A 12663-nucleotide genomic window follows, 5' to 3' on the forward strand; every position below is an offset into this window, starting at 1 on the left:
AGGGGCAACGTCTTCAGGAGGACTGCCCCATGAATGGAACCACCACCTTTGACCTGCCCATCGGCGGCATGACCTGCGCCAGCTGCGCCGGACGGGTCGAGCGCGCGCTGGGCAAGGTGCCGGGGGTGCAAAGCGTCAGCGTGAACCTGGCCAACGAGCGCGCCCACATCGAAGTGCTCGGCCAGATGGACCCCGCCGTGCTGATCGCCGCCGTCGACAAGGCCGGCTACACCGCCACCCTGCCCCAGAGCGAAACGGCCACCGAGGCCAGTCAGGCCCAGCACCTGCACCACGAACGCTGGGCGCTGCTGCTGGCCATTCTGCTCGCGTTGCCGCTGGTGCTGCCGATGCTGGCACAACCCTTCGGCGTGCACTGGATGCTGCCCGCCTGGGTGCAATTCGCCCTGGCGACACCAGTGCAATTCATCTTCGGTGCACGCTTCTATATCGCCGCCTGGAAAGCTGTGCGCGCCGGCGCCGGCAATATGGACCTGCTGGTGGCCATCGGCACCAGCGCCGGCTACGGCCTGAGTATTTACGAATGGCTCACCGCCCCGGCGGGCAGCATGCCCCATCTGTACTTCGAAGCCTCGGCGGTGGTGATCGCCCTGGTGCTGCTCGGCAAATACCTGGAAAGCCGCGCCAAACGCCAGACCGCCAGCGCCATCCGGGCCCTGGAAGCCTTGCGGCCGGAGCGGGCGGTTCGCGTGGTCGACGGCCGCGAAGAAGACGTCGCCATCAGCGCGCTGCAGCTCGGCGACCAGGTGCTGGTCAAACCCGGCGAACGCTTCCCGGTGGACGGGGAAGTGGTGGACGGCCAAAGCCATGCCGACGAAGCGCTGATCAGCGGCGAAAGCCTGCCGGTACCGAAACAACCGGGCGACAAGGTCACCGGCGGCGCCATCAACGGTGAAGGCCGCCTGCTGGTGCGCACCCTGGCCCTGGGCGCGGAAAGCGTGCTGGCGCGAATCATCCGCCTGGTGGAAGACGCCCAGGCGGCCAAGGCGCCGATCCAGAAACTGGTGGATAAAGTCAGCCAGGTGTTCGTGCCGACGGTGCTGGTGCTGGCAGTGATCACGCTGCTGGGCTGGTGGCTCTATGGCGCCGCGCTGGAGACCGCGATCATCAATGCGGTCGCCGTGCTGGTGATCGCCTGCCCATGTGCCCTGGGCCTGGCCACACCGACCGCGATCATGGCCGGCACCGGCGTCGCCGCGCGCCATGGCATTCTGATCAAGGACGCCGACGCCCTGGAACGTGCCCATGCCGTCAGCGTCGTGGTGTTCGACAAAACCGGCACCCTCACCTCCGGCACGCCGAAAATCGCCCATCTGGCCGCAGTGGACGGCAATGAATCCCACGTGCTGCAACAAGCCGGCGCCTTGCAGCGCGGCAGCGAACATCCGCTGGCCAAGGCCGTGCTGGATGCCTGCGCCGAGCAAGGGCTGAGCGTCGCGGATGTGAGCGCCAGCCAGTCCCTGACCGGACGCGGCATTGCCGGCACGCTTGATGGCCAGGCGCTCGCCCTGGGCAACCGCCGTCTGCTGGCAGAAAGCGGCCTGAGCGAAGGCGACCTGGCCAACTCCGCCACCGCCTGGGAAGCCGAAGGCCGGACCTTGTCCTGGTTGATCGAACAAGGTGCGCAGCCGCGCGTGCTGGGACTGTTCGCCTTCGGAGACACCCTCAAGCCCGGTGCGCTCGAGGCCGTGCAGCAGCTCAAGGCGCAGCACATCAGCAGCCATTTGCTTACCGGCGACAATCGCGGTAGCGCACGCGTGGTCGCCGAGGCGCTGGGCATCGACGATGTGCACGCCGAAGTGCTGCCCGCCGAAAAAGCCGCCACCGTCGCCGAGCTGAAAAAAACCGGCGTGGTGGCGATGGTCGGCGACGGCATCAACGACGCCCCGGCCCTGGCCGCTGCCGATATCGGTATCGCCATGGGGGGCGGCACCGACGTGGCGATGCACGCGGCCGGCATCACCCTGATGCGCGGCGACCCACGCCTGGTGCCCGCCGCCCTGGAAATCAGCCGCAAGACCTACGCCAAAATCCGCCAGAACCTGTTCTGGGCCTTTGTGTATAACCTGATCGGCATTCCCCTCGCGGCGTTCGGCCTGCTCAACCCGGTCCTCGCCGGCGCGGCCATGGCCTTGTCCAGCGTCAGCGTGGTGAGCAATGCGCTGCTGTTGAAAACCTGGAAACCCAAGGATCTGGAGGATCGACACCCATGAACATCGGCCAGGCCGCCCGCCACAGCGGGTTGAGCGCGAAGATGATTCGCTACTACGAATCCATCGGTCTGCTCAAAGCCGCCCATCGCGCCGACAGCGGCTATCGCGTGTACGGTGACGACGACTTGCACACCCTGGCGTTCATCAAACGCTCGCGGGACCTGGGGTTTTCATTGGAAGAAGTCGGCAAGCTGCTGACGTTGTGGCAGGACCGGCACCGCGCCAGCGCCGATGTGAAGGCCTTGGCGCGCCAGCACATAGAAGAGTTGAACCAAAAGATTCTGGAGCTGGGGCAACTGCGCGATACCTTGCAGGACCTGGTCGATCACTGCCAGGGCGATCATCGCCCGGACTGCCCGATTCTCAAGGAGTTGGCGTCCGGAAGCTGCTGCGCCGGATGATGTAACTGACGGCACACACAATCCAATGTGGGAGGGGGCTTACCCCCTCCCACACTTTTCAGATTGCCACTTGCCGGGGGATCACTGCATCCACGGCGGCGGCGGTGGCTCGTCAGGTGTTTTGCTCGGTGGCGCATCATCCGCCGCCCGAATCGCCTGGCGACGCTCTTCATCCAGCCGCGCGGCTTCGATCTCGCGGATCACACCGCCCACGTCCGCCAACTCTTCCGGCTCGTCGAACTCGCCGGTCAGGACGCTGGCCGGGTGCAAGGTGCCGGCTTCGTACAAGGCCCACATTTCCTTGGCGTACTTGGTCTTTTTCAACTCCGGGGCAAAGCGCCCGAAGTAGGAGGCCATGTTGCCCACATCCCGCTCCAGCATGCTGAACGCGTGGTTGTTGCCCGCCGCATCCACCGCTTGGGGCAGGTCGATGATCACCGGGCCCGTGGGCGTGAGCAGTACGTTGAACTCGGACAGGTCACCGTGCACCAGGCCGGTACACAGCATCAGCACGATCTGGGAAATCAGGAAGGCGTGGTATTCACGCGCCTGGTCCGGCTCCAGCGTCACGTCATTCAGACGCGGCGCCGCATCGCCGTATTCGTCGGCCACCAGTTCCATCAACAGCACGCCTTCGAGGAAGTCGTACGGCTGAGGCACGCGAACGCCCGCACCGGCCAGGCGGAACAGTGCCGCCACTTCAGCGTTCTGCCAGGCATCTTCGGTTTCTTTCTTGCCGAACTTGGAGCCCTTGGCCATGGCCCGGGCCTGGCGGCTGTTACGGACCTTACGGCCTTCCTGGTATTCGGACGCTTGACGAAAACTTCGTTTATTCGCCTCCTTGTAAACCTTGGCGCAACGCAATTCGTTGCCGCAGCGCACCACATAAACAGCTGCTTCTTTACCACTCATGAGTGGGCGCAGCACTTCGTCGACCAGACCGTCTTCGATCAGGGGTTCAATGCGTTTAGGAGTCTTCATCAGCTTTTATTGTGGGTCCTTTATTACCAAATACGCGTATGGCACTCGTTATACGGCAATCGGCTCGCCGGTGGGAGAGGCTACCGACCTCTGACCACTCAAGAATGCATCCAATATGCCAGTTTCGCCGGCAATCAACGCTCGATGATCGCAGTGACACCTTGGCCGCCGGCCGCACAGATCGAAATCAACCCGCGCCCCTTGCCCGCCGCATCGAGCAACTTGGCGAGGTTGGCGACGATGCGCCCGCCGGTGGCGGCAAACGGGTGGCCGGCGGCCAGGGAGCTGCCCTTCACATTGAGCCGGCTGCGGTCGATGGACCCCAGCGGCGCGTCCAGCCCGAGGCGGGTCTTGCAGTAATCCGCATCCTCCCACGCCTTGAGCGTGCACAACACCTGGGCAGCGAACGCTTCGTGGATCTCGTAGTAATCGAAATCCTGCAGCGTCAGACCATTCCTGGCCAGCAAGCGCGGCACCGCATACACCGGCGCCATCAGCAGGCCTTCGGCGCCGTTGACGAAATCCACCGCCGCCGCCTCGCCATCGCGCAAATACGCCAGGATCGGCAGGCCGCGTTCCCGGGCCCAGGCTTCGCTGCCCAGCAACACCAGGGAGGCACCGTCGGTGAGCGGCGTGGAGTTGCCGGCGGTGAGCGTGCCCTTTTCGCTGCGCTCGAAGGCGGGCTTGAGCGCGGCGAGTTTTTCCAGGGTCAGGTCGGGGCGCAGGTTGTTGTCGCGGGTCAGGCCCAGAAACGGCGTGAGCAGGTCGTTGTGCCAGCCTTCGGCGTAGGCGGCGGCCATTTTCTGATGGCTTTCCAGGGCCAACTGGTCTTGCTCGGCGCGGGGAATCTGCCAGGTCTGGGCCATCCGTTCGCAATGCTGGCCCATGGACAGACCGGTACGCGGCTCGCCGTTGCGCGGCAGCTCAGGTTTGAGGTGATGGGGCCGAAGTTGTAACAGGAGTTTTAATTTATCCGCCATGGACTTGCTGCGGTTGGCCTGCAGCAGAATCTGGCGCAGGCCTTCATTCACGCCGATCGGCGCGTCGGAGGTGGTGTCCACGCCGCCAGCGATGCCGCATTCGATCTGGCCCAGGGCGATTTTGTTGGCCACCAGCAGCGCTGCCTCAAGCCCGGTACCGCACGCCTGCTGAATGTCGTAGGCCGGGGTTTGCGGTGACAGGCGCGAGCCCAGCACACATTCGCGGGTCAGGTTGAAGTCGCGCGAATGCTTGAGCACCGCGCCGGCGGCCACCTCGCCCATGCGCAGGCCGTGCAGGTTGTAGCGTTCGATCAGGCCTTCCAGGGCGGCGGTGAGCATCGCCTGATTGCTCGCGGTGGCATAGGGGCCATTGGAGCGGGCGAAAGGAATGCGGTTACCGCCAATGATCGCTACACGGCGCAATTGAGTCATGGAAAGCTCCCTGTCTGTTGTGGGCTGGATATCTGAGCCTAGTCGAACGACTGCTACCCTGGGGTGGTCAACCCTTTGAACCCCAGCCTTCGGAGAGCGTTCCATGTCTGACCGTTATATCGACTTCGCCAACTCAAGCCTCGGCCATCGCCTGGTCGCCGCCCTTGGCCTGCCGTCACCGGTACGCCTGGAACGCTGGCAAGCCGGGCGCCTGCGCCCGGTGGAAGGCGCGCTGCTGTTGAGTAGTGGCACGCTGACAACTCATGTACAGGCGTTTGCCCACAAGCTCACCGACGCCATCTACACGTACGGCTGCGAGTCCTCGACCTGGATTCCCGGCCACGGCCCCAAGCTCAAGGCGGTGGTGTTCGACGCCAGCGACCTGCGGCACACCGATCAACTCAAGCAACTGCGCGAATTTTTCCAGCCGCTGCTGAAAAACCTGCAGAACAGCGCGCACCTGGTGATCCTCGGCCGCGCCCCGGAAAGCCTCGACGACCCGTTTGCCGCCAGCGCCCAGCGCGCCCTTGAAGGCTTCAGCCGCTCCCTGGCCAAAGAACTGCGCAACGGCGGCGTCCTGCAATTGCTCTACGTCGGCGACGGCGCCGAAGACCAACTGGAAGGTGCGCTGCGGTTTTTCCTGTCGCCGAAAAGTGCCTACATCTGCGGCCAGGTGATCCGCCTGGACGCCTGCGCCACGCCGGTCGAGGACTGGACCCGCCCACTGGCCGGGCGCAAGGCGCTGGTGACCGGCGCCGCCCGGGGCATCGGCGCGTCCATCGCCGAAACCCTCGCCCGCGACGGTGCCGAGGTGATCCTGCTCGACGTGCCCCAGGCCAAGGCCGACCTCGACGCCCTGGCCGCGCGCCTGGGTGCGCGCACCGTGGCACTGGATATCTGCGCCGAAGACGCTGCCAGCCAGCTCATCGAACAACTGCCCGACGGCCTCGACATCCTGGTGCACAACGCCGGCATCACCCGCGACAAGACCCTGGCCAACATGACCCCGGAATACTGGGACGCGGTGCTCGCGGTCAACCTCAACGCACCGCAGGTGCTGACCAAGGCCCTGCTCGACAGCGGCACCCTGCACGACAACGCGCGCGTGGTGTTGCTGGCCTCCATCAGCGGAATCGCCGGCAACCGTGGGCAAACCAACTACGCGGCGAGCAAGGCCGGGCTGATCGGCCTGGCCCAGGCCTGGGCACCGTTGCTCAAGGCGCGCGGCATCAGCATCAACGCCGTGGCTCCTGGGTTTATCGAAACCCAGATGACCGCACATATCCCCTTCGCCCTGCGCGAAGCCGGGCGGCGCATGAGTTCCCTGGGCCAGGGCGGCTTGCCACAGGACGTCGCCGAAGCCGTGGCCTGGCTCGGCCAGCCGGGCTCCGGTGCGGTCAGCGGGCAAGCGCTGCGGGTGTGTGGGCAAAGTCTATTGGGAGCGTAAGCATGCACTGGCAAACCTTAGACACAACACCGTTTCTGCCGCCGCTGTATTGGCGCGCGGCGCTCAAGCGCAAGATCAGCGGCAGCACCTTGCCCGCCCACGGCTTGCGCTGTCAGGTGAGCATCAACCCGCGGGATGTGGCGGCGTATCGCAAGGTCTGCGGGTTTGCCGACAGCCCCCTGCTGCCGGCGACGTATCCGCACATCCTGGCGTTCGGTGTGCAGATGCAGTTGCTCACTGACCCCTCGTTCCCCTTCCCGCTGCTGGGGTTGATTCACCTGAGCAACCGCATCCGCCGCCATCGCCCTCTGGGCGGTGTCAGCCACCTGTGGATAAGTGTGCACGCGCAGAACCTCAAGCCCCATCACAAGGGCGCGACCTTTGACATCGTGACCACCGCCGAAGATGCCCTCGGCCTGCTGTGGGAAGCGCAGAGCCGCATGCTGTGTCGCGGCGTGAAGCTCGAAGGCGCAGCGACTGACGCGGCATTGCCCACGCCCACTCATGTCCGCGAACTGACGCGCTGGACGGCGCCCGCCGATATCGGCCGCCGTTATGCGCGGGTCAGTGGCGACTACAACCCCATCCACCTCAGCGCCCTGACCGCCAAGCTGTTCGGCTTCCCCCAGGCCATCGCCCACGGGTTGTGGAACACGGCGCGCAGCCTCGCCGCGTTGGGCGAACACCTGCCTGCCGCCCCTATCGAAATAGACGTCGAATTCAGCAAGCCCGTGCGCCTGCCCAGTGAAGTAACGTTATTGGCCAGCGCCGCCGGTTCCAGCGGTGAGTGGCTGTTGAAAGGCGCCGGGGAGATTGAACATATGGTCGGCCGATGGCGGCCGATCGCCTGAAACACACTGATTAATTGTATATATACACCCTACGATATAGCGGACGTTTTAACGTCCGCTATTTTATTCAAGCTTTTGATTCATAAAGCATATATATCTTGCTACATCCGACCGTTATACCGTTGGTATTAATGACTTAACCGGTACACCCGCGCTGTATATAAATCGTTAATACCAAGTAGAGCATTGTGAGAAAGAGCACCCAGGCCTGTTATAGCCCCACGGACAAACACATCACTATCCCAAGAAATAGCGAGTGTTTGAGACAACCCAGGTTGTACAGGTGCAAGGAACTCAATCATGCAAACTCAAGTCGTGTTGTGGAAAACAAGTACCGCGCTGGCCCTGGCCATTGCACTGACGCTCGGCGGTTGCAGCAGCGGTGGTGGCGGGCATCACAGTAGCGATTCCTCCTCCTCGGATACCGCCGCAGCCGGCGGGAGCACCGGCGGTGGCGGCACGGGCGGTACCGGCGGCGGTACCGGCACCACCAGCACCCTGGTCACGGCCGATGTGGTCGATACCCTCGGCAGCACCGTGACCGACCTCGGTGGCACCGTCAGCAGCCTGGGTACGACCCTGGGCAGCCTGCCGATCGTCGGCGAAACCGCTGATGGCCTGGTGACGGCTACCGGCACGGCGGTCAGCCGCATCGGCACCGGGCTGTCGGACGGCCTCGGCTCGCTGGGTACCGACAGCAATGCCCTGGGCAAGACCGTCGCCGGCGTGGCCAACGGCGTCGCCGACCTGGGCGATGGCGTAACCGTCACCGGCAGCAACGTCGCCACCCTGCTGGGGCAAGTGCCGGTAGTGGGCACGGCGGCACCGGTGGTGGGCGACGTCGTCGGCAAGGTCGGCAATGCCGTGACCATGCTCGGCGACACCCTGAGCACCGCGAGCACCTCCGGCCCGCTGGGTTCGGTCACGAATACGCTGGGCGCGAAAGTCCTGGTGCCGGTGGTGTCCCTGGTGGAAAACACCACCGGTAAAGTCGGCACCACCACGGGCCTCGACTCCCCGGTCGGCGGCCTGCTGCAAAAAGTCGGCGCTACCGTCGATGGCCTGGGCGATAAAGTCGCCAGCACCGGCGGTACCGGCAACCCGCTGACCGGCGCCGTGGGCAATGTACTCAACGGTGTAGGCAGCGCGGTCGGCAAGGCCGGCGGTTATGTCGATCCCGGTGCAGGCACCAGCGGCGTGAGCAACCTGACCCAAACCGTCGGCCTGGGTGCGCCCGTCAACGGCTTGGTGACGAATGTGGGCAGCGCCGTCAGCAGCCTGGGCGGTCAGATCAGCGGCACCCATGCCAACCCGATCACCAACGCCGTGGGCGGTACGGTGAGCGCAGTCGGTAACACCGTGGCGTCGGTCGGTGGCCTGGTCAGCGGCGGCACCAGCACCGGCGGTGGCTTGCTCGCTGGCGGCCTGAGCGTCGGCGCCGGGGCTTCGGCCGGTGCCGGGGCAAGTGCAAACGGTGGTCTGCTCGGCGGGCTGCTGGGTGGCCTGAGCGGCAAACAATAGAATTGCACCTGGCCGGTTAGACGGCCTCCCCTACAGCGCCTACGCTTGGTTGAGACGAGAGACCCACTAAGTCTCTCGTCTTTTTTTGGGATCAATGAGTGATCCCGAAAGCCCCCGAACCGCGCCCCAGAGCCCGGCGAAAACCAGCCAAACGCTGCAGCAGTTTTGACCATGGAGTGTCCTATGCGCGCTTTGACACCGTTGTTAGTGCTCACCCTCAATGCTTACGCCCACGCCGATACCCTTCCCAGCTTCCTCAACAGCAACGACACCATCCGCAACCTGCCGGTACCCAACCTGCCCGCCGACGCCTACCGACCAGCCACCCCGCAAACCCAACTGCCGGCGCCCGCTGCCACCGAGGCGCAGCCGTTGCAGATGGACACCCAAGTGACCATCCGCAAACTGCAGATCGACGGCGGTACGGTGTATCCACTCAAGGAGGTCGCCCAGGCTTTCGCGCCGCTGATCGGCCATGAAACCAACCTGGCGCAATTGATCGAAGCCACCCGCAGCATCACCCGGCGCTACCAGCAAGACGGTTACCTGCTGTCCTACGCCTTCCTGCCGCAACAACGCTTCGAAGACGGTCTGGTGCAGGTGGTGCTGGTCGAGGGTTATATCCGCGATTACCAGGTGCAAGGCGACATCGGCGCGGTGTCGTCCTACGTCGACAAACTCGCGGCAAAACTTCAGGCCGAACGCCCACTCACGCGCAAGACCTTCGAGCGCTACACCACCCTGATGAGCGCCATCCCGGGCGTGACCTTGCAGGCCCAGGTGCCGCCACCCGGCACCACCGATGGCGGCACCCGCATGCACATCAGCGCCAGCCGCAAACCCTTCACCACCAGCATGAGCCTGAACGAAGCCAGCCGCGGCGGCACCCAAGCGCTGCTGACCGCCACCAGCAACTCATGGACCGCCATGGGCGAACAACTGAGCGTCAGCGGCCTGTTCCCGCCCGGCGAGGACAAAGAACACTACTACCGCGCAGCCTACAGCCAGTTCATCAATGCCGAGGGCACCCAATTGGCGTTGTCGGGCGAACGCTACCGCGCCGACCCGCGCAGCAACCTGCAACTGGGCGACGGTTTCGAACTCAAGCCGCACCAGCAAATCGACCGCTATGCCATCGGCGTCAGCCATCCGCTGATCGCCTCGCCCACGGAGTCGTTGAACCTCGGCGCGCGCTACTACGCCGTCGACCAGGCCACCCGCTACCAACTGGTCGGTTTCCCACAACGCCTGACGCTGGAAACCGACCTGCGCGCCGTGGCGTTCGAGGGCGACTGGCGCAAGGCCGACACCACCCAACTGCGCATCCTCAGCGCCGGGCTGTACCAGGGCATCAACGGCCTGGGCGCCAAAACCCGCAGCGACTTCGGCGGCCTCAAACCGGACCTCGATTTCTTGCGCCTGCGCCTGTCCGGCGTGCAGAGCAACAGTCTGTTCGAGCACTGGCAGGGCGTGCTGTCCGGCGCGCTGTACTGGAGCGATGCCACCCTGCCCGACAGCGAACGCGCCACCTTCGGCGGGCAGAACTTCGGCCGTGGTTACCCCGACGACCAGGGCTCGGGCGACAAAGGCTGGGGCGTGGCTTATGAGGTCAACTACAGCTACAACCGCGCCGGCGACTGGGTGCGCATCCTGCAGCCCTATGTGGTGTTCGACCGCGCCAAGACCTGGTTCAACGACCTGCCGGTCAAGGGCAACGACATGTCGTCGGCGGCCGTGGGCCTGCGTTTTGGCGACGCCAAGTACTACAACGTCGCCCTGGAAGCGGCCAAGCCGATGTCCGACGTGGCGCTGGACAATTTCAACCGGCGTGCGCGCTATACGCTGAGTTTCAGTTATCAACTCTGATTGAAAAACCTGGCGGCGCGAGCTCGCGCCTACAGGTGGCTTTTTGCACGGGGAAAAAGGTGGTTCAACGTTTCAATCAACCGCACCAGGTAGATCGGTTTGCGGAACAGGTCGAGCACCTGCAGGCGCAGCATGTCGCTGACGTCATCCATCTCGGCATGACCCGACATCACCATCACCGGCAGGTGCGGGCATGAGCTGTATTCGCGCAAGCGCGTGATCAAGGACATACCGCTTTCCTCGGGCATGCGCAGGTCGGTGATGACCAGGGCGATATCAGGGTGAAGTGTCAATTCTTGCAGGGCGAAGGTCACGGAATTGGCGGTGAAACAGACAAATCCCTCATGGGTGAGGGATTCGGCAAGTTCGATCAGAGCGTCCTCTTCATCGTCCACCAATAAGAGTTGTTGACGTGAAGACGATGCGCTCATGGCCGCCCCTGCAAGAGGAAGTATCGGTAATCGCTACGCCAACTTAGGATCACGTCCCGGTCGGCATCTTGGTAGCCATGTTCGTGAAGATTGTACTGATCTTGGTTCCAAGCCCTGTACCGGCACCGACAATAACAAGCGCAACCAGCGCGACAATAATGGCGTATTCAATACCCGAGGCACCGTCTTTGCGTTTGAAGAATAGTTGTGTCTGAACATACAGTTTCAACATCAGGTCAAGGAACATAAGACTTCTCCCTAAAACGCCACGGAAAGCCGGCACGGCTCTGGCACGTGATCGCGGCGTGCGACTTGAGCATTGTCAACAAACCGCGGCCTCACAACTGTAAGAACTGATTAGTCATAAAGTATTAGTCGCAACGTTAACGCGTAAAACCGGCGTATCTATAAGGGTATCTTTTTTCGTTTAGCTATATTTTTTGCAGGTAATGGCATTTTGTCCTAGCTGAGCTACCGTCCAATAGCCAAATCGTTAGATGTTCATTACAGCCAAGTTGCAGATTAATTCGTTTGGATTAAACGAATGCGTAGTGCAACAGGGAAAGGGAGAGCCGTCATGAACAGTCGTATCAGCATGGTCCTGGCGGGCGTGCTGCTTATTGGGGCATTGATCGCCGGGTATTGGGGGCTGGTGTTGAGTCGCCCAACGGAACCTGTCGCAGCACCTGTCGTTTCCGTTGCAAACACCGTTGCCACCGTCGAAGACCAGAGCCGTCAACCCGTCGTGGTGCTGGTCAAGGATGCCCCGGCGTTCGTCCCGCTCACCGCCGCCGACCTCGCGGTGGAAACACTGCGCACGGTCCCCGCCGGCAGCCTGACCCGACTCGACCAGGCCATCGGCCGCATGCCGCTGCGCACGCTGGGCGCCGGCACCTGGCTCAACGAAGACAGCTTCAGCGCCGGCGGCCCGCTGGCCCGCATGATCCGCCCTGGCGAACGCGCGCTGGCCGTCGCCGTGGACGAGGTGATCGGCGCCGGCGGGCAGCTGAGCCCCGGCGATTACGTGGATGTGCTGCTGTTTCTGCGCCAGGACGCGGTCAATGCCGAACAGTCGGCCCAGGTCGTCCTCCCGGCCATGCGCCTGCTCAGCGTCGGCGACCAAATGGGCCTGGCCAACGATGGCCAGCCGGCCGTGCCGCCCCCCGTCACCGCCGAAGAACGCGCCCAGGCCGCCCAGCGGCGTGCTGCGGCGCGCACCGTGGTGCTGGCGGTGCCGGAACCGTTATTGAGTCGCCTGATGCTCGCGGCTCAAGCCGGCACCTTGCGCCTGGCCGTACGCAGCGCCGAGGAGCAATTGCTCAGCCGCTACTGGGCCGGGGAAAACGCGGCGCCGGACAAACTGGCAAGCACCAACCGCGACCTCTACCAATTCACCCAACTGGCCCTGATCGGCCCACCGAAAAGACTCGCGGCAGCCGGCGGCGAGCCTGGCGTACGACGTGGCATTGAAGTGATTCGCGGCGCCCAGGCGGCGCCCCAAACCCCGTAATCGAGCAAGGAT

Annotated in this window: 11 protein-coding genes; 7 read left to right on the top strand and 4 right to left on the bottom strand. The window is 64.0% G+C overall.

Annotated features, from left to right (window positions below; genetic code table 11):
- The first annotated feature begins 29 nt into the window (after positions 1–29).
- Both ACLH0J_RS31260 and cueR read left to right on the top strand, forming a co-directional pair.
- A complete protein-coding gene (locus ACLH0J_RS31260; RefSeq protein WP_411390370.1) occupies positions 30–2231 on the top strand; it encodes a heavy metal translocating P-type ATPase in 2202 nt (733 codons plus the stop codon).
- Complete coding sequence (gene cueR, locus ACLH0J_RS31265; protein ID WP_411390371.1) at positions 2228–2632, top strand: Cu(I)-responsive transcriptional regulator; 405 nt, start codon at positions 2228–2230, stop codon at positions 2630–2632. The genes ACLH0J_RS31260 and cueR overlap by 4 nt, the downstream gene beginning before the upstream one ends.
- Positions 2633–2713: 81 nt before the next feature.
- Here cueR and ACLH0J_RS31270 read toward each other — a convergent pair whose 3' ends face one another.
- Complete coding sequence (locus ACLH0J_RS31270; protein ID WP_010567652.1) at positions 2714–3613, bottom strand: PA4780 family RIO1-like protein kinase; 900 nt, start codon at positions 3611–3613, stop codon at positions 2714–2716.
- A gap of 134 nt (positions 3614–3747) precedes the next feature.
- Positions 3748–5025: an acetyl-CoA C-acetyltransferase gene (locus tag ACLH0J_RS31275; RefSeq protein WP_411390372.1), complete on the bottom strand. Its 1278-nt coding sequence runs from the start codon at positions 5023–5025 to the stop codon at positions 3748–3750.
- Positions 5026–5128: 103 nt separating this feature from the next.
- Between ACLH0J_RS31275 and ACLH0J_RS31280 the strand changes: the two genes are divergently transcribed.
- From ACLH0J_RS31280 to ACLH0J_RS31295, 4 genes are all read left to right on the top strand, one after another.
- On the top strand, positions 5129–6472 hold the full coding sequence (locus tag ACLH0J_RS31280; protein ID WP_411390373.1) for a 3-oxoacyl-ACP reductase: 1344 nt from the start codon (positions 5129–5131) through the stop codon (positions 6470–6472).
- Positions 6473–6474: 2 nt separating this feature from the next.
- Entirely contained in the window at positions 6475–7323 is an 849-nt protein-coding gene (locus ACLH0J_RS31285; RefSeq protein ID WP_411390374.1) for a MaoC family dehydratase, read from the top strand.
- Positions 7324–7623: 300 nt separating this feature from the next.
- Positions 7624–8844: a collagen-like triple helix repeat-containing protein gene (locus ACLH0J_RS31290; RefSeq protein ID WP_411390375.1), complete on the top strand. Its 1221-nt coding sequence runs from the start codon at positions 7624–7626 to the stop codon at positions 8842–8844.
- A 183-nt stretch (positions 8845–9027) separates the two neighbouring features.
- Entirely contained in the window at positions 9028–10710 is a 1683-nt protein-coding gene (locus ACLH0J_RS31295) for a ShlB/FhaC/HecB family hemolysin secretion/activation protein (protein WP_411390376.1), read from the top strand.
- A 29-nt stretch (positions 10711–10739) separates the two neighbouring features.
- Here ACLH0J_RS31295 and ACLH0J_RS31300 read toward each other — a convergent pair whose 3' ends face one another.
- Together ACLH0J_RS31300 and ACLH0J_RS31305 are read right to left on the bottom strand one after the other, a co-directional pair.
- Positions 10740–11141, bottom strand: coding sequence for a response regulator (locus tag ACLH0J_RS31300; RefSeq protein ID WP_411390377.1), 402 nt, complete (start codon positions 11139–11141; stop codon positions 10740–10742).
- Positions 11142–11190: 49 nt separating this feature from the next.
- Positions 11191–11388, bottom strand: a complete 198-nt coding sequence (locus tag ACLH0J_RS31305; RefSeq protein WP_411390378.1) for a Flp family type IVb pilin — start codon at positions 11386–11388, stop codon at positions 11191–11193.
- Positions 11389–11718: 330 nt separating this feature from the next.
- Here ACLH0J_RS31305 and cpaB point away from each other — a divergent pair, with 330 nt between their 5' ends.
- Positions 11719–12651, top strand: a complete 933-nt coding sequence (gene cpaB, locus ACLH0J_RS31310) for a Flp pilus assembly protein CpaB (protein WP_411390379.1) — start codon at positions 11719–11721, stop codon at positions 12649–12651.
- Positions 12652–12663 lie beyond the last annotated feature (12 nt).

This window comes from Pseudomonas sp. MPB23 (genome assembly GCF_046605395.1).
Classification (GTDB): Bacteria; Pseudomonadota; Gammaproteobacteria; order Pseudomonadales; family Pseudomonadaceae; genus Aquipseudomonas.

Coding starts and splice junctions, on each gene's coding strand:
- ACLH0J_RS31260 (WP_411390370.1), top strand. CDS start 30: ATGAATGGAACCACCACCTTTGACCTGCCCATCGGCGGCATGACCTGC.
- cueR (WP_411390371.1), top strand. CDS start 2,228: ATGAACATCGGCCAGGCCGCCCGCCACAGCGGGTTGAGCGCGAAGATG.
- ACLH0J_RS31270 (WP_010567652.1), bottom strand. CDS start 3,613: ATGAAGACTCCTAAACGCATTGAACCCCTGATCGAAGACGGTCTGGTC.
- ACLH0J_RS31275 (WP_411390372.1), bottom strand. CDS start 5,025: ATGACTCAATTGCGCCGTGTAGCGATCATTGGCGGTAACCGCATTCCT.
- ACLH0J_RS31280 (WP_411390373.1), top strand. CDS start 5,129: ATGTCTGACCGTTATATCGACTTCGCCAACTCAAGCCTCGGCCATCGC.
- ACLH0J_RS31285 (WP_411390374.1), top strand. CDS start 6,475: ATGCACTGGCAAACCTTAGACACAACACCGTTTCTGCCGCCGCTGTAT.
- ACLH0J_RS31290 (WP_411390375.1), top strand. CDS start 7,624: ATGCAAACTCAAGTCGTGTTGTGGAAAACAAGTACCGCGCTGGCCCTG.
- ACLH0J_RS31295 (WP_411390376.1), top strand. CDS start 9,028: ATGCGCGCTTTGACACCGTTGTTAGTGCTCACCCTCAATGCTTACGCC.
- ACLH0J_RS31300 (WP_411390377.1), bottom strand. CDS start 11,141: ATGAGCGCATCGTCTTCACGTCAACAACTCTTATTGGTGGACGATGAA.
- ACLH0J_RS31305 (WP_411390378.1), bottom strand. CDS start 11,388: ATGTTCCTTGACCTGATGTTGAAACTGTATGTTCAGACACAACTATTC.
- cpaB (WP_411390379.1), top strand. CDS start 11,719: ATGAACAGTCGTATCAGCATGGTCCTGGCGGGCGTGCTGCTTATTGGG.